The sequence below is a fragment of the Colwellia sp. MB3u-8 genome, from assembly GCF_014076985.1.
Lineage (GTDB): Bacteria > Pseudomonadota > Gammaproteobacteria > Enterobacterales > Alteromonadaceae > Cognaticolwellia.
The window spans coordinates 101,534-119,338 of record NZ_JACGVA010000063.1; the positions used below are offsets into that span (position 1 = coordinate 101,534).

The following is a 17,805-nucleotide window of genomic DNA, read 5'->3' on the forward strand; positions in this document are numbered from 1 at the left end:
GATAAGCGCAAAAATATTGAGCATTAATAGCTAAATAGCTGATAAAAGCCACTTTAGTCGTTTTTATATGCTTTAATAAAGTGCTAGTGGGTGACGTTATCTACTCAATAAGTAGACTAATAAGTGATTTTTAAATGAGGTAAGCATGATGAAAAAAAAGCAATCTCAGATTCAAGAGCTTTATCAAAAGTTACAAACATGGTTGGAAGACACCAAGGATAACGAAATTCGCTCGGCTGTTGAATTACTCGAACAAGCGAAAACGATACTGATGGCTGCCGAGCAAATTCCTGAGCAGCAAGTTAAGCAGTTTATCGCTAATCTTAAGTACGACTTGGGTGATTTTTATCAGCAATATCAAGCGGACATTAAGCATTCAATATATTTAGAGCTACTTAATGAAAGCCTTTGGTCAAGCTTGGCGCAAATTACCGATAAGTCACAAGTTGAATGGGCCGAGTTGATGGATGATTTTCAACATCAAGATGGCTACCAGGTCGGTGATTATGTTGGTTTTGGTCAGTTAAAATGCAAAGCATGCCAACATTGTGTTACTTATAGCCACCCAAATGTTGTTACGGACTGTATTGCCTGTGGTGGTAAAAACTTTGATCGATTGAGTTTAACGCCGTAAAAACAACTTTTTTTGATGGTTTTTCTTTATATTATTTTGCTGTTCAGTGGCGTGTCGCTGTACACTGTGCTTACTGTAGCCGTATTTATTTCACCTGATATTAAAATCGCACTCCCGAGAGATCTTCTATGACAAATGTGTCAACAAATACACGTCTTAAACCTTGCCAGTTAACCGCAGACCTAACGGTTAAACAATTTGCTAATGCTACATCGACCTCAGAAACTGAACAAGTATTTATTGGCCATGAAAGAGCGAAAGAAGCACTAACTTTTGGCTTGTCGATGGATGCACCAGGTTTTAATGTTTACGCCATGGGTGAGCATGGTACCGGGCGTCAAACCCTGATCAAGCAAATGTTAGCCGCGACAGCAAGTCAAGAACCCACACCTGATGAATGGTGTTATATCAACAATTTTGATGACCCAAATTCGCCATATAGCCTTTATGTTAGCCCAGGTGATGGTAAGCAATTACTTACTCGTATGAACACCTTTATTGACGAGTTAATGGATTTGTTTCCAGAGATTTTTGATAACTTGGGCTATCAAAGGCAGAAAGCGGCCATCGATCGAGACTTTAATAAAAAATATGACCAAGCGATTACTGAGGTTGAAGAAGCAGCATTAAAAGATGATGTTGTGTTGTTCGAAGAAAATGGTGAAATTGGCTTTTCACCATTAGTCGAAGGCAAGCGACTTAATGATAAAGAGTTTGCGGAATTAAACGAACCAAAACGTGCTGATTTTTATATTCTGTTGGCCAAATTAGAAGATTTACTTTCTGAAAAATTAATTGAATTACCGCAATGGAAACGAATTTCTTCCGACAAATTACGTAAGTTAAAACATGAAACTGCGGCACAAAGTATTCAACCTTTTTTGAAAGAATTAGAGACAGAATTCGCTCGCAATACTGGCGTACAGAAATATTTAGCTAAAGTTAAAGCGCACGTTGTTGATGCTGTTTTAGAGTTACTGGTCGATGAAAGTAACGAGGCGCCTAATGATAAAGATATGCGTAAACTCATGGTGGAACGTTTTTTACCTAACTTACTGGTAACCCGAAAAGCCAATGAAGGTGCGCCGGTTATTTATGAACAGAATCCGACCTTTCAAAACCTATTTGGCCATGTTGATTTTGGTAGTTTTCAAGGCAGCAGTTACACCAGTTACCGTTTAATAAGACCGGGTGCGCTGCATAAAGCCAATGGCGGTTATATATTACTTGAAGCGGATAAACTTTTGACCCAACCTTTAGTTTGGGCGCGTTTAAAGCTAGCGCTAAAATCGCAGCAAATTACTATCGAAAATCCGCATTCAGAATATGCACAACCCGGTGCATTTAGTTTGCAACCAGAAAAAATCCCGTTAAATGTTAAAGTGATTTTGCTGGGCGATCCTGAAATTTACTATACCTTACAAGATTATGATCAAGAGTTTACTGAGTTATTTCGAGTTTTGGCAGACTTTGATCGTCACTTAGAAAAAAACCAAAGTAATTTAAATGACTACGCCAATTTAATTCGCCAGCGTGCCCATCGTAACCATTATCCACAAGTGACAGATGAAGCGGTATTTGAGTTAGTTAAATATGCGCTCAGGCGCGCAGAGCACCAGCAAAAAATATCAGCAAATATAGTGGAGGTTAATGACTTATTAGACGAAGCTTTTTATTTATGGCAGCGATCAGATGGCAAAAATGACCTGTGCGGTAAACATATCACCATGGCATTAGCGGCCAAACAACGACGTACCGGCCGCATGAGTGAAGCTTGGTTAGAGGAAATTAAAGAGCGTCAGTTACTTATTGATACCGAAGGTGGGCAAGTAGGTAAAATTAATGGTCTAACCGTGTTAGAGATTGGTGATAGTGTTTTTGGTACCCCAGCTCGTATAACGGCAACCGTATATGCTGGTAGCCAAGGGGTGACAGATATTGAGCGTGAAGTCGATTTAGGTAAATCTATTCACTCAAAAGGTGTATTGATTTTAACCGGTTATTTGGGCCACAAGTATGGGCAGAAATTTCCAGTGACTATTTCTGCTAATATTGCCATTGAGCAATCTTATGGCCATATTGATGGTGACAGTGCGTCAATGGCCGAACTTTGTGTGTTAATTTCCGCTATCGCTAAGTTACCCATAAATCAAGGTTTCGCGATAACAGGGTCGATGAATCAACATGGCGAAGTGCAATCTATTGGTGGCGTTAATGAGAAAATAGAAGGTTTTTATCGTCTCTGCAAGGATAAAGGCTTAACGGGCGAACAAGGTGTTATTATACCTAAAACCAATACCATTAATTTGATGTTGGCACCTGAGGTGATACAGGCAGTGGCCGATGGACAGTTTGCCATTTATGCAGTCGATAATATTGATCAAGCGATAGAGATTTTAATGGCGCAACCCGCTGGAGCAATCACGCGTACTGGCCGTTATCCAAGAAAATCAATACATGGTATGGTGCTGGATAAATTGTCAGCGTTTTCAGTGCTAATTAATGGCGCTGAAGAATAAGTTTTAACTATAAGCTTAAAAGATAAGCTGGCTTGAATCATTAAGCAAAAAACCTCCTCTAGCAATAAACACGGCAAGCGCCGTGTTTATTGCTTTTTATACCCGCTAAAATGTTTCAATGTTAATGTTTGATTAAAAAACAAGCATTACTTGAATTCTTTTCTATACTGGCATTATCAACAATATTTTTCATCGTAACATTTTTCCAAGCACACTAGCTGAAATGAGGGCCGAAATTAGAGCCGAAAATCGCGCAGAAATTCATGATGCAAATATTGTCTATTTACACTTAATTATAAGTGCTATCTCAGTCGGATTTATGAAGAGAGCATGTTAGCGAAAGCGGAATAACAACAATAAAAAGTAAATGCAGCGAGTTAACCTTATGCATCAGTAATGGCGATCTCCCTATAAGGTCAGGTATTAACTTACCGAACAGACACTTTTTGTCTGTCCCATCTACTTAGTTGTTAATCTGTAATGAATTTTAGTGACACTGAAATCTAATTTAGCTCACTAACATTGACATTTTTTTAATGGCTAATGCGATTACCAAGCTGCTGATGAGTATCTTGGTGATGGATTTTAAGTAGGTATCATAAGTAGGTATCGATGAGTTTGCTGTCTGTCGATTTGTAGTTTAATGAATTGTTTGCCGATGATATTTGGCATTATCACGCATTAGGTTATCAATGGAGGCTTTGTGGAAACATCGGATCAAATGACACAAGTATGGCCCATTGCGGCTTACTTTATTATTTTGGCTGCTATGCTCGTTCTGATGATGCTGCTATCCCATTTTCTTGGTCCCAAAGGTAAACAGCGAGCGAAGAACACCCCTTATGAATCCGGCATTGTTTCTGTCTCTGACAATAAAACCCGCTTTACCAATCACTTCTTTTTATATGCCATTTTTTTTGTCATTTTTGATTTAGAAACCATTTATCTTTTTGCTTGGGTTATTGCTTTTGATGAGGTGGGTTGGCCTGGTTTTATCGAAGCCAGTATTTTTATTACGGTATTACTGGCGGCATTAATTTATTTAATTCGTATTGGTGCATTAGAGTTAACCCGACGCCATCAACCTTTTAGAGCAACACAACTAAAGCGTTTGCAACAAGTTGAAAACCAGCCCGTTGAGCAAAGCTTTTTTGATCAAACTATTTTTAATCAAACTCTTTTTGAAAAAAATAAAGGACAGCAATAATGGAATGGTCACTGACAAAAGCAAAATTAGATGACGCCATGGGGGAAATGAAGGGTGTTTCTGAAGCAGAATTAAAGCGCAGTGTTCTGTTTGCTAAGCTTGATGACATGGTGAATTGGGGGCGTAAAAATTCCATCTGGCCGTTTAATTTTGGTTTAAGTTGTTGTTATGTCGAAATGGCAACGAGCTTTACCTCGCGACATGACATTGCCCGTTTTGGCGCTGAAGTGATTCGTGCAACGCCAAGACAAGCTGATTTAATGGTGATTTCAGGCACTTGCTTTCGAAAAATGGCGCCGGTAATTCAACACCTTTATGAACAACTATTAGAACCTCGTTGGATTATCTCCATGGGCTCTTGCGCTAACTCTGGCGGTATGTACGACATTTATAGTGTTGTGCAAGGAGTTGATAAATTTATTCCGGTTGATGTCTATGTGCCGGGATGTCCGCCAAGGCCAGAAGCTTTACTTGAAGCTTTATTGTTGTTGCAAACCAAAATTCAACATCAGCCACGACCGCTAAGTTGGGCGGTTGGCGAACAGCAAGTCAGCGAAATTGGTAAACCGTCATTGCGAGACATTAAGCACGAAGAGCGTATTCAAGTGACGAACCTTGATTCACCCGATCACATTTAAGTGCGTGTTGGTGTTTTGTAACATTAAAAATTTAAAAATCAAGTGTTATTAAAGCAAAGTGCTAGTAAAACAATGTGTTAATAAAGTGAAAATCCAGTAAAAACAGACCAATAATAAAAATGGCAAGCGTGAAGGGAAGCTGATGGCATCACAAGTAAATATCAAAGCGAGTAATGATTGGCAGATGCTACAAGCTGTACCTTTGCTTGATGAAATTATTGCCCTTGCACCTAAGCTCAAGTTACAGCCGGTCAGTGCTGTTGAAAACATTGTTGACGATATTCCTTCTTATTGGTTAGAAAAAAGTCAGTTAATGAAGTTTATGCAAGTGTTAAAGCAAGAGTTAGATCAGCCGTTTGATATGTGTTTTGATCTTACCGCTATCGATGAAAGCGAACGAGAGCATCAATCATTGTTATCACAAGTTTTTACCGTCAGCTACCATTTACGCTCATATCTACGTAATCAAGACATTCGTATTAAAGTTGCGTTGAGCACGACAGATAAAAGTTTAGAAAGTGTTTGTAGTTTATGGCCTAATGCCAATTGGTACGAACGAGAAGTGTGGGATATGTTCGGTATTGTTTTTAAAAACCATCCACACTTAAGCCGAATTTTAATGCCAGATACCTGGCAAGGACACCCGTTACTTAAAACTCATCCTGCGCGTGCAACTGAAATGGACCCCTTCACTCTTTCTTCTTATCAACAAGATAAAGAACAAGCAGCGTTGCAATTTAACCCTGAAGCTTGGGGCATGAAACGACAAAGTAAAGATAGCGATTTTATGTTCTTAAACCTTGGGCCAAATCACCCGAGTGTTCATGGTGCCTTTCGTATTGTGTTGCAAATGGAAGGCGAAGAAATAGTCGATTGTGTGCCCGATATCGGTTATCACCACCGCGGTGCTGAAAAAATGGGTGAGCGACAATCTTGGCACAGTTATATTCCTTATACCGACCGCATTGATTACCTTGGTGGCGTAATGAATAACTTTCCCTATGTGATGGCGGTTGAAAAACTGGCGGGCATTACCGTGCCGGATCGTGCGAAAGTCATTCGTATTATGACTGCAGAAATGTTTCGTATTCTTAGTCATTTACTGTTTTATGGCACCTTTGCGCAAGACCTTGGCGCACTTTCACCTATATTTTATATGTTTATCGACCGTGAAAAACTCTTTGGTATTATTGAAGCCTTTACCGGCGCTCGCATGCATCCGAGTTGGTTCCGCATTGGCGGTGTTGCACAAGACTTGCCAATAGGTTGGGAAGGGTTAGTGCGCGATTACGTTAATTATCTACCTAAACGCCTTGATGAATATGAAAAAATGGTCATGCAAAATTCAATTTTAAAGCAACGTACTGTCGGCATTGGCGCTTATTCCACACAAGAAGCTATCGACTGGGGTGTAACGGGTCCAGGATTAAGGGCAACCGGTTTTTCATGGGATCTACGCAAGCAGCGGCCTTACGGTGGTTATGATCAATTTGATTTTGAAGTACCGCTGGGCCACAAGGGTGATTGCTATGATCGTTGTCGGGTGCGTATAGAGGAAATGCGGCAGAGTATTCGCATTATTAAACAGTGCCTTAACAATATGCCTGAAGGGCCCTATAAAGCTGAACATCCGCAAACTACGCCACCATTAAAAGATCGCACCATGCGTGATATTGATACCTTAATACCGCATTTTCTCAATGTTTCATGGGGGCCTGTGATCCCCGCAGGTGAAGTGTCTGTCAGTGTTGAAGCAACGAAAGGCATTATGGCCTACCACCTGATTAGTGATGGTAGCACCATGAGTTATCGCACCCGTATTCGCACACCTAGTTTCCCTCACCTACAAATGTTGCCATTAATTAGCAAAGGACAAATGGTGGCTGATCTTATTGCGACACTGGGCAGTGTTGATTACGTGATGGCAGATGTTGACCGATAAATTTTTATGCTTGTTTAATAGCAGTAAATTCAATATTGAAAAATATAGTTAAGTGAGTAATACCAAGAGTTTCAGATTTTTTGACAACAAATACTCGTTAATAAAGAGATAGTGATGGAAAAAATCAACACCACAATAATTGATTATCAGCATTATTTAACGGCAATTGAAATTGCTGCTATTGAGCATGAGGCCAGTATTATGGAAACGCGTGAAGCTGCCGGTATTGAAGCACTTAAAGTGGTGCAAGCACACCGTGGTTGGATCAGTGATGAAAGCCTTTTTGCCATTAGTGACCTGTTAGTTGTGCCGATTGCGCAGCTAGAAGGGGTCGCAACTTTTTATAATTTAATTTACCGACAGCCTGTTGGTCAATTCGTTATCCACTTGTGTGACAGCATCGCTTGTCATTTAACTGGCGCAGACTCAGTGCTTGTCGCCATTAAACAGTACTTAAACATAGATTATGGCCAAACAACAACCGATGGAAAATTCACACTACTTTCGAATGCTTGTTTAGGGGGTTGTGATAAAGCGCCCGCGATGATGATTGGCATCGAGCATTATCAGCACTTAAGCCCAGAAAGCGCTGTTGATATTTTACAACAGCTTGCGGCTAAGGGAGAAGTTAATGGCTGAACATACCTCAAATAAGGCCTTAAAGCCGTTAACTCAATGGGTGAATTTGCAACAGCCGTTGTCATTTGACGATTATTGCCAAGCTGGCGGTTATCAAGGGTCAAAAGTTGCGCTGCAATATTCGCCAAATGAAGTACTTGAAATTGTTAAAAATTCAGGCTTAAAAGGGCGGGGTGGTGCCGGTTTTCCGACCGGTATGAAATGGAGTTTTGTGCCTATGTTTACTGACGGTGATGAAGAGGCTCCGGATAATAAATATTTAGTCGCCAATGCCGATGAAATGGAGCCTGGGACATTTAAAGATAGGTTATTACTTGAAGGTGTGCCGCACCAGTTGGTTGAAGCTATGATTATCGCGGCTTACACCATTGGCGCGAACAAAGCTTATATTTTTCTGCGCGGTGAATATTACTTAGCGGCAAAGCGCTTACAAGATGCGATTGACCAAGCGTACCAAAATAATTGGCTCGGTGAAAAAATTCAAGGTAGCTCATATTCAATGGATTTATACATCCATTGTAGTGCCGGTCGATATATTTGTGGCGAAGAAACCGCCTTGATAAATGCGCTGGAAGGTAAGCGAGCAATCCCTAGAGCCAAGCCGCCATTTCCGCAAGTCAGTGGTTTATTTGGCAAACCTACCATAGTCAATAATGTTGAGACCTTATGTAATCTACCGCACATTTTAAAAAATGGTATTGCATGGTTTCAGGCTATTTCTCCTGACAGTGATGCCGGTAGTAAAATTTACAGTGCTTGTGGGCGGGTGAAAAATCCGGGCTTGTGGGAGCTTCCTATGGGGCCAACCTTGGGGGAGGTGTTATATGACTATGCCGGTGGTATGCAAGATGGCTTGAAATTTAGAGGGCTACTACCGGGTGGTGCATCGACTGACTTTCTAGTGGCAGAGCATTTAGATACGCCAATGGATTTTGACTCTATCGCTAAAGTGGGTAGTCGTTTAGGCACGGGTGGCTTGATTGTTTTAGATGATAAAAACTGTCCTGTGGCTATGGTATTAAATTTAATGCGCTTTTTTGCCCAAGAGTCTTGTGGTTGGTGCACGCCTTGTCGAGATGGCACGCCCTGGGCTGTTGAAGTACTAACGCGTATTGAGCAAGGCCAAGGTAAAATACAAGATTTAGACACCTTAGCTAAACTCTGCGATTTTATGTGGATAGGTAAAACCCATTGCGCTTTGGCTCCGGGAGCCGTAGAGCCGCTAAGAAGCGCTTTAAAATATTTTCATGATGATTTTTTGCAGCATATTGAGCATGGCTGTTGTCATTATAATCCGTCAATGAACGCTAAACGCACTAAAGTATCGCAAGCTAAAGTGACAAATATTCAAAAACATCAGTCATTTAAATCACCTCAATCTCCAAAGGTAGGGCAATAACATGAGTGGAAAGAAAGTCACTATTTTCATTGATGACATGCCTTATCAGCTCAGCACTGAAGACAATTTGCTGGCTGGGGTGCTATCACAAAAATTGAACTTGCCTTATTTCTGTTGGCATCCTGCTATGGGTTCGGTTGGCGCTTGTCGTCAGTGCGCTGTTACCCAGTTTCAAGATAAAGAAGATCAACAGGGCCGCATTGTTATGGCTTGTATTACGCCAGTTACTGACGGTATGCGCATTAGTATTAAAAATAAAGCGGCTAGTGAGTTTCGCGAACAAGTTATTGCCGCGATGATGACTAATCATCCTCATGATTGCCCGGTTTGTGCTGAGGGGGGCGAGTGCCATTTACAAGATATGACGGTAATGACTGGCCACAGCGTACGAGCATATCAAGGTAAAAAACGCACATTCACCAATCAATATTTAGGTGAATTGGTTGGCCACGAAATGAACCGTTGTATTACCTGTTATCGCTGTACACGTTTCTACAATGACTATGCGGGCGGTAAGGACTTTGGGGTTTATGGTTCAAAAAACCAAGTGTATTTTGGTCGCCAGTCTGATGGTGCTTTGGAAAGTGAATTTAGCGGTAACTTAGTGGAAGTTTGCCCAACTGGCGTGTTTACCAATAAAGTTTTTTCATCGCACTATACCCGCAAATGGGATCTGCAATCTGCCCCGTCGGTTTGTAGCCATTGCTCTGTGGGTTGTAACTTAAGTATTGGCGAACGTTATGGTTCAGTACGTCGGGTGGTGAATCGTTACAATGTTGATATTAATGGCTATTTTATCTGTGACCGCGGTCGTTATGGTATCGGCTTTGTTAATGGCGAACAGCGTATCAGACAAGCTAAAGGTATTGCTAAGCAGTCAGATGTAGCCTTAACCACATTAGATGTTGCTAAAGCTTTATCGCACTTTAGAAAAAAACAATTTCTCGGTATTGGCTCTGCTCGTGCTTCATTAGAAGCGAACTTTTATTTAAAAAATATTGTTGGTGCTGAACAATTTAGCCCGGGCTATAACGATGCAGAGATGAAAGTGGTGGCGCAACATGCGCAATTACTGGCCTCGAACAAAGCACCTAGCCTTGCTGAGATTGAACACAGTGACTTTATTTTTATTATTGCTGAAGATATTAGCCAAACCGCGCCAAGAATGGCCTTGTCGGTGCGCCAAGCATTGCGCAATGCCGCTAAGACTAAAGCCGAAAAACTAGGTATTGCATCATGGCAAGACAGCGCGGTGCGAACCATTGGCGGTAAATTACTGTCACCGTTATTTTCCCTGCAAAGTACCAGTACTAAACTCGATGATGCTTGTCAGCAAGCATTACTTTTACCTGTAGAGCAAATATCAAAATGTTTAGCGGCACTGGAAAAGCTTTTACAACTGGGCAATGCTCAAACGATTAACAATGACCAAGCTTTAGCACAAGCCGTTAAGTACTTAGCTGAGCAAGATCAGTTGAGCCTCACTGAACAAGGCTTCATGGTCTCAGTTTATAAAGCCTTGCGTAAAGCCAATAAGCCGTTATTTATTTCAGGTACCAGTGGTGTTTGTGCCAAAGTACTGAGTAATATTGCCCATTTAATGTCGGCGTTTAAAGCGCAAAATAAGCTGATAACGCCAGGGTTAATTATTGTGCCGCCGTGCAGTAATAGTGTTGGGTTATTATCGATCTTAGATGAAAAATCTTTGTCTATTGAGCAAGTCTTAGTGCAGCTTAATGACCCAGATAAAAGCTATCAAGGACTGATTTTACTCGAGCAAGAACTGGCAAATATCTCAGCGGTTCAAATCACGCAATTACGAAAGTCTGCGCAAACCCTGATTGTGCTAGATCATTCCGCGCACCGACTTTCAAGTATCGCCGATATTGTTCTACCGGTTGCGGCGGTTAGCGAAGGAGATGGTCATTATGTTAATTACCAAGGCCGAGCCCAACAGTTTTTTCAAGTGCATCCTCCTGTTTTACCCATACAAGAAAGCTGGCGTTGGTTAGATAATATTGCCGATATTGTCGGTATAAAAGTAACCCGTAAAGCCTTGGGTGCAGGTGACCTTGAGTCAAATGACTATACTCAAGTTGTCGCTAAAAAAACGTCCTATGAATCACTGACTCAGTTGCATCAATTTTTTCTTGATACTTATGTTCAATGGCCAAAGTTAATAACAAAAGAGGCAGATGAAACACAGCGTGATAAGAGCCAGCAAAAAGCCATTGCTAGAATGAGTCACCGAGCCAGTGGCCGTACAGCTCAAATGGCTAATATCAGGGTACATGAAGCAAAAACCACCCAAAAAATTGATGATAACTTTACTTTTTCAATGGAAGGTAAAGCTACTGGACAAAGTAGCGACATGCCCTTTACTTGGGCGCCAGGGTGGAATTCAAATCAAGCGATTGGCCAATTTCAAAGAGAAATTAATGGTGCTTTATTGAAGGCAAGCGCTGCGGTATTTATCCCACTATCAAGTGCATTATCCAACAACCCTTGCTGGCGATTAACCAAGAGTATTAAAAATGGTACTTTTGAAAGTGAGGCTGCTGACAGTACGGTAGCTAAAAATAAAACGGCTAATCACTTAACTTATGTTCAACAAAAAAATGTTTATTTCAGTGATTGGCAAGCATCACTCACCGCTGAATTTCAAATGTTGCGACAAAGTAATCGAATCTATATTAATGCTAAGACAGCTCAGCAAGCCGAGGTTACAACAGGCCAGTGGGGTAAAATTATTTTTTCAGCGACAAACGAAAAAATGCTATTGGTTAATCAAACTGTCATCAGTCAAATTTTTATTGTTAATGATTTGCCTAACACTTTAGTTTTTGGCAACTTCGCTCTCTGTTCTTCGTTGCACCATCAACTAGAAATGACAATATCCTTAGCGTGTGAGCAAGACATTGTTGATTACCTTGCTCAATTTAATGATGCGTTAATAGCAGCGAAAAAAAGTAAAGAAAACATACTTGAGAGCTTGAAAATAAAGGATCAAACCATTCCTATTCGACTGTTCTCAGGAGGGTTGAATGATGGCTGACATGCTTTGGAAGCTATTTGAAATAACCACTATTATCGCCTTGCTTATCCCTATAGCCGCGACGTTGGTATGGGTTGAGCGCCGAATGATAGGTATATGGCAAGACCGTTGTGGTCCAAATCGCGTTGGGCCATTTGGTGTTTTACAATCATTGGCTGATTTATTGAAAATTCTTGGTAAAGAAGATTGGATCCCGCCTTTTAGTGATCGTTTAGTCTTTGTGCTAGCACCCGTGATTGGTGCTATGTGCGTCTTAATGAGTTTCGCCGTAGTCCCCTTCTCTCCAAGCATTGGCGTTTCTGATTTAAACATTGGCTTACTATTTTTTCTCGCTATGGCTTCGCTCGCTGTTTACAGCGTGGTGTTGGCGGGTTGGGCGTCAAACTCTAAGTATGCGCTGTTAGGCGGCATGAGAGCAGCGGCTCAAACTGTTAGCTATGAAGTGTTTATGGGCTTGTCTGTCATGGGCGTGGTGCTACTTACAGGTAGCTTTAATTTGCGTGAAATCGTGTTGGCACAAGTCGATGGCTGGCTTATTCAATCACAATTTGTTGGCTTTTTTATTTTCTTAGTGGCTGGTATTGCTGAAAGTCACCGACTGCCTTTTGATTTGCCAGAAGCTGAAACTGAACTCACCGCGGGTTTTCATACCGAATATTCTGGGCTGAAATTTGCCTTATTTTTTCTCGGTGAGTATTTAAGCGTCACCTTAATATCAGCCATGTCAGTGGTACTGTTTTTTGGCGGTTGGTTAATGCCAGAGCCGCTTGCTTCATGGTTGCCTCCGCTACTGTGGTTTATTATTAAAATCATGTTTTTTGTGATGTTTTTTATTCTTCTTAGAACATCGCTGCCACGACCACGTTTTGACCAACTACTCAAGTTTGGCTGGGTCGTTATGTTGCCTTTAGCGTTATTAAACCTTTTGGTCACCGCAGTATTGCGCTTAACGGGAGTGCTATAACTATGATGTATTATGGGCAAACTTATGTGGTTACTTTTAAGGCAAACGGGGGCGATAATGTTTAGTCAACTGCGAACCCTGTGGTTAGTGCTTAAACACACATTTACCAAAGCCGATACGGTACAGTATCCAGAAGAAAAACCTTATTTAGCACCCAGATACCGAGGCCGCATTGTGCTGACCCGAGACCCTGATGGCGAAGAGCGCTGCGTTGCCTGTAACCTTTGTGCGGTGGCTTGTCCGGTTGATTGTATTGCCTTGCAACAAGTAGTTGATGACGATGGTCGTAAACGTGCTGATTTTTTTCGTATTAACTTTTCACGTTGTATTTTATGCGGTTTTTGTGAAGAGGCTTGTCCGACCTATGCCATTCAGTTAACCCCTGATGTGGAATTGGCAGAATACGATAGGCAAAACTTAGTCTATGAAAAACAGCACCTACTCATTAATGGTCCAGGTAAATATCCAGATTATAGTTTTTATCAACAATCAGGTATTGCGATTGCAGGTAAAGGCAAGGGACAAGCGGAGCAGGAAAGGCCACCCATTGATATTAAAGGATTAATGCCATGAATTGCGAATTCTTTATGTTACATAAAGCTAAAGGTAGCGCTAAGGAGAGAGAAAATGTTAGCTAATTTAACCTCAATTGAAAGTTTATTTTACCTTGCTGGTTTGGTCGCGGTCATTGCTAGTTTAAAGGTGGTTACTGGCCATAATACCGTGCACGCTTTGTTGTATTTAGTGGTGTCGCTATTAGCTGTTGCGGTTTGCTTTTATTTAATGGGAGCACCCTTCGCTGCGGGGTTAGAAGTGATTGTTTATGCAGGCGCAATCTTAGTGTTGTTTGTTTTTGCTGTACTGATGTTTGGCTTAGGTAAAGATGAAACAACAAACGCACCTAAGCATACAGGTTTAGCTAATATGCTAGGCGCGATCTTGTTGGCGTTTGCGCTGTTAGTAGAAATTATCGTTATTATTAATAATGCCGATATGCAACAAAACTTACAAGCCACGGTTATTAGTTCAAAAGCGGTGGGTATTATGTTGTATGGCCCTTATTTACTTGCCGTTGAAATTGCTTCTTTTCTACTCTTATCCGGTTTACTCGCCGGTTATCACTATGCAAAACCCGATGTTACTGGCGGGCCATTATGACCACTATTCCCTTGTTTCATGTGCTTATTTTATCAAGTCTATTGTTTGCCATTGGTTTTGTTGGTGTGGTGGCAAGAAAAAACACGTTATTTATCTTGATGAGTTTAGAAATTATGCTAAATGCTGTTGGCGTTGCCTTTATTGGTGCGGGCAGCGTTTGGCAACAAGCGGATGGACAGGTGATGTTCATTTTAATTTTAACGCTTGCCGCTGCTGAGGTCGCCGTAGGCTTGGCGTTATTAATCCGTATGCAGAAGAAATATCACTCTTTAGATATTGATTTGTTAAATCAGATGAAGGGGTAATAACAGTGTTATTAGCGAGTTTACCTTTTTATCCCTTAGTGAGCTTCTTAGTGTTAATTGCCTTTGGCAAAAGGCTGTCATGGCGGCTTGCGGCTATCATGAGTGTCAGTAGCATGGCACTAACGGTATTAGTTAGCGCGATATTATTGTTTGAATTATCCACTAGCCAAAACCAAGTGCTAAGCGTCAATCTCTGGCATTGGTTTGATTTATCTAATCAACTGGGAACGGGTGAAGTTAACGTGCGCTTTTACCTTGATGGCTTATCTGCTGTTATGATCAGTGTAGTTAGCGGCGTGGGTTTTCTTATTCATTTATTTGCTGCAATTTACATGAAAGCGGATGCGAATTTCTCGCGTTTTATGGCGTATATGAACCTATTTATTGTCGCTATGTTGATATTGGTCTTAGCGGATAATTTAGTATTGCTCTATTTGGGCTGGGAAGGTGTGGGTTTATGTAGCTTTTTATTAATTGGCTTTTGGTATCAAGAAAAGAGCAATGTTTTAGCCGCGCGTAAAGCTTTTATTGTTACCCGTATCGGTGATACCTCGATGGCGATAGGCTTGCTGTTAATGTTTAATACCTTTGGCGAATTAAATATAGCCGCGGTAACAACACTAGCTCAACAAGCCAATATGGTTACTGGCCCTAACTCTGTTTCTAGTGCAGAGCAAGCCAACAACATTTATTGGATTGCCTTATTATTGCTTGGCGGCGCTGTGGGTAAATCAGCACAATTGCCACTGCAAACTTGGTTACCTGATGCTATGGCGGGGCCAACGCCGGTGAGCGCCCTAATACATGCCGCGACTATGGTCACGGCAGGGGTGTATTTAATTGCCCGTATGCACGGCATTTTTTTATTAGCACCTGAAGTCATGAATTATGTCGCTTGGTTGGGGGCACTGACCTTATTACTCGCCGGCGTTGCTGCACTCGCGCAGACTGATATTAAACGAGTGTTGGCCTATTCAACTATGAGCCAAATTGGTTATATGATGCTGGCGCTTGGAGCGGGTGCGTGGTCTGCTGGCGTTTTTCATTTAATGACCCATGCTTTTTTTAAAGCGCTGTTGTTCTTAACGGCAGGTGCGGTTATTTATGCGTTACATCATCAACAAAATCTTTTCAAAATGGGCGGTTTATGGAAGCAGCTACCCTTTGAAACGAGTTTATTTGTGGTGGGTTTAATTTGTTTAATGGCGCTACCTGGCACTTCGGGTTTTTTCTCTAAAGAAGCGATTATTTCTCAGCTTTGGTCGTCCAATACGGCAGGGCCGACGTTATGGTGGTGCGCTATTCTAGGGGCGTTATTAACCAGTATTTATAGTTGTCGGTTATTTTTTCTCGCTTTTCTTGGTACGCCACGCTGCACTGAAAAACCGCAGGCTGAAAAGAATGTATTGCTGTGTAGTACATTGATTATTTTGGCCTTGTTATCTTTATTTGGTGGGCTTATTCCGCTTGATCTTACTTTGGTGTTTTCAGCGGCTATTCAAAGACCTTTAGTACAGTTGATTGAGCCTACTTGGTTACATAGCCTTGCCATAATAACGCCATTTATCGGTATGTTGTTTTCTTGGTTTTATTTCAAAAATTATCGTCGTTCGCCGCTTAAAGGTACTGAGCAACATATTGAGGCGAGTGAAGGTAAATTTGTGCTGTTCTGTCGTCAAGGGTTAGGTTTTGATGCGTTTTATAATGCGCTGTTAGTTAAGCCTTATCAGTGGCTTGCCCAAGTAAATAAACGCGATGTTTTTGACCAAATTATTATGCTCAATGCTTGGTATGTTGGTTTATGGCACGATAGCTTGATTGTGGTGCAAAATGGTAGTTTACGCTGGTATTTAGCGGCTTTTGGACTAGCGATAATCTTGCTGTTAGGAGTGAGTTTTTTATGACAGTAACTTTACTTATGCTGGCATTAGTTATTGCAGGTGCATTGGCTTGGCGAGCTGAAACATACTGGCAAGGTAGTGCTAAATGGCTAGCGCTAATTAGCTTAGCGTTATTAGCCACAGTTTTTGCGGTCTTTGTTATCGACTACGCTATTAATCACAATAATGACTTTGCGCAGTTACAGGTATTGAGCCGAGTAAATTGGATTCAAACCTTTAATATTCAATATAGTATAGCCCTTGATCAGTTGAGTATTGTATTAATCGCGCTAACCTGGCTGTTAGCGATTATTTGTGTATTAGTGTCTTGGCATGAAATTAAGCACCATGTTGGTTTTTACTATTTTAATTTACTCTTAACTATTGCTGGCATTATTGGGGTTTTTGTTGCGGTTGATATGTTTCTTTTCTTCTTCTTTTGGGAAGTTATGTTACTGCCGATGACCGCTATTATTGCTATTTGGGGCCATGAAAAAAGACACTTTGCTGCGTTGAAATTTTTCATTTTTACTCAAGTCAGTAGTTTGCTGATGCTAGTGGCTATTATTGCCACCGGCTATTTTCATTTATTACAAACGGGGCAGTTAAGTTTTTATTACCTAGATTGGTTGATGTTGGATATACCGCTGTCCATGAGTCAATATTTAATGTTAGGTTTTTTTATTGCTTTTGCGGTTAAGTTACCTTCTGTGCCGTTGCACAGTTGGCTACCTGACGCGCATACCCAAGCGCCAACCGCGGGCAGCGTATTACTTGCCGGCGTATTATTAAAAACGGGTGCTTATGGCTTAATACGTTTTGTTATTTTTTTGTTCCCACAAGCCAGTACGCAATTTGCCCCTATTGCCGCGACATTGGCGGTGGTAAGTATTGTTTATGGTGCAAAAATGGCCTTTGCCCAACAAGACTTTAAACGTTTAGTGGCTTATAGCAGTATTAGCCATATGGGCTTTGTCATGTTGGCACTTTTTACTTTTAATAGTGTGGCTTATCAAGGGGCTATTGTGACTATGGTGGCGCATGGTCTGAGTAGCGCGGCTTTATTCGCGCTCGCAGGCATGATTTATCAACGTATTCATAGTCGAGAATTGGCCGATATGGGCGGCTTTTGGCAAAGTGCACCTCGTATGGGGGGATTTGCTTTGGCTTTTGCTGGTGCTGCTTTTGGTTTACCGGGTTTAGCTAATTTTATCGGTGAATTTTTCAGTCTAGTGGGTGTTTTTCAAGTCTTGCCTGAATTTGCCGTTATTGCTGCCTTGGGGCTTATTGGTTCAGCTATTTATGGCATGGTGCTGTTTCAATCAAGTTTTCAAGGTACGCCAACACAAGACATTATTGATCTACAGCCTAGGGAGCTGATTATTTGTGGCTCATTATTATTGATGCTCTTAGCCATTGGTTTATACCCGACGCTATTGCTTAAATTCTCATTTGGAGTCTAGTG

Annotated in this window: 14 protein-coding genes; all 14 read left to right on the forward strand. The window is 41.2% G+C overall.

The features are described from left to right. Positions 1-145: 145 nt before the first annotated feature. The 14 genes from H4J54_RS10080 to H4J54_RS10145 all read left to right on the forward strand — a co-directional run bounded on the left by H4J54_RS10080 (position 146) and on the right by H4J54_RS10145 (position 17,803). A complete protein-coding gene (locus H4J54_RS10080) occupies positions 146-634 on the forward strand; it encodes a zinc ribbon-containing protein (RefSeq protein ID WP_259367043.1) in 489 nt (162 codons plus the stop codon). Positions 635-762: 128 nt separating this feature from the next. Further along, the gene (locus H4J54_RS10085) at positions 763-3,153 is read left to right on the forward strand and encodes an ATP-binding protein (RefSeq protein ID WP_182190751.1); all 2,391 of its coding nucleotides are present in this window, start codon (positions 763-765) and stop codon (positions 3,151-3,153) included. Between the two features lie 703 nt (positions 3,154-3,856). After that, positions 3,857-4,360, forward strand: a complete 504-nt coding sequence (ndhC, locus tag H4J54_RS10090) for an NADH-quinone oxidoreductase subunit A (RefSeq protein ID WP_310650115.1) — start codon at positions 3,857-3,859, stop codon at positions 4,358-4,360. A 38-nt stretch (positions 4,361-4,398) separates the two neighbouring features. Continuing rightward, on the forward strand, positions 4,399-4,998 hold the full coding sequence (locus tag H4J54_RS10095; RefSeq protein ID WP_310649913.1) for an NADH-quinone oxidoreductase subunit B family protein: 600 nt from the start codon (positions 4,399-4,401) through the stop codon (positions 4,996-4,998). A 142-nt stretch (positions 4,999-5,140) separates the two neighbouring features. Beyond that, positions 5,141-6,940, forward strand: coding sequence for an NADH-quinone oxidoreductase subunit C/D (gene nuoC, locus H4J54_RS10100; protein WP_220464226.1), 1,800 nt, complete (start codon positions 5,141-5,143; stop codon positions 6,938-6,940). 114 nt (positions 6,941-7,054) lie between these two features. Then, positions 7,055-7,579: an NADH-quinone oxidoreductase subunit NuoE gene (nuoE, locus tag H4J54_RS10105; RefSeq protein WP_182190752.1), complete on the forward strand. Its 525-nt coding sequence runs from the start codon at positions 7,055-7,057 to the stop codon at positions 7,577-7,579. Then, on the forward strand, positions 7,572-8,978 hold the full coding sequence (nuoF, locus tag H4J54_RS10110) for an NADH-quinone oxidoreductase subunit NuoF (RefSeq protein WP_182190753.1): 1,407 nt from the start codon (positions 7,572-7,574) through the stop codon (positions 8,976-8,978). The genes nuoE and nuoF overlap by 8 nt, the downstream gene beginning before the upstream one ends. Position 8,979: 1 nt before the next feature. Continuing rightward, positions 8,980-12,033 (forward strand): NADH-quinone oxidoreductase subunit NuoG, encoded by a 3,054-nt coding sequence (nuoG, locus tag H4J54_RS10115; protein ID WP_182190754.1) that lies wholly within the window; start codon positions 8,980-8,982, stop codon positions 12,031-12,033. Continuing rightward, positions 12,023-12,997 carry an NADH-quinone oxidoreductase subunit NuoH gene (gene nuoH, locus H4J54_RS10120; RefSeq protein ID WP_310650116.1) on the forward strand — a complete coding sequence of 325 codons (975 nt, stop codon included), beginning with the start codon at positions 12,023-12,025 and terminating at the stop codon, positions 12,995-12,997. The genes nuoG and nuoH overlap by 11 nt, the downstream gene beginning before the upstream one ends. Positions 12,998-13,009: 12 nt before the next feature. Then, positions 13,010-13,570 carry an NADH-quinone oxidoreductase subunit NuoI gene (nuoI, locus tag H4J54_RS10125; protein WP_310650117.1) on the forward strand — a complete coding sequence of 187 codons (561 nt, stop codon included), beginning with the start codon at positions 13,010-13,012 and terminating at the stop codon, positions 13,568-13,570. Between the two features lie 54 nt (positions 13,571-13,624). Next, positions 13,625-14,155 carry an NADH-quinone oxidoreductase subunit J gene (gene nuoJ, locus H4J54_RS10130; RefSeq protein ID WP_220464227.1) on the forward strand — a complete coding sequence of 177 codons (531 nt, stop codon included), beginning with the start codon at positions 13,625-13,627 and terminating at the stop codon, positions 14,153-14,155. Further along, positions 14,152-14,460, forward strand: a complete 309-nt coding sequence (gene nuoK, locus H4J54_RS10135; RefSeq protein ID WP_182190756.1) for an NADH-quinone oxidoreductase subunit NuoK — start codon at positions 14,152-14,154, stop codon at positions 14,458-14,460. Before nuoJ ends, nuoK begins: the two co-directional genes overlap by 4 nt. 5 nt (positions 14,461-14,465) lie before the next feature. Next, positions 14,466-16,364, forward strand: a complete 1,899-nt coding sequence (nuoL, locus tag H4J54_RS10140; protein ID WP_310650118.1) for an NADH-quinone oxidoreductase subunit L — start codon at positions 14,466-14,468, stop codon at positions 16,362-16,364. Further along, positions 16,361-17,803 (forward strand): NuoM family protein, encoded by a 1,443-nt coding sequence (locus H4J54_RS10145; protein ID WP_182190757.1) that lies wholly within the window; start codon positions 16,361-16,363, stop codon positions 17,801-17,803. The genes nuoL and H4J54_RS10145 overlap by 4 nt, the downstream gene beginning before the upstream one ends. The last annotated feature ends 2 nt before the right edge of the window (positions 17,804-17,805 follow it).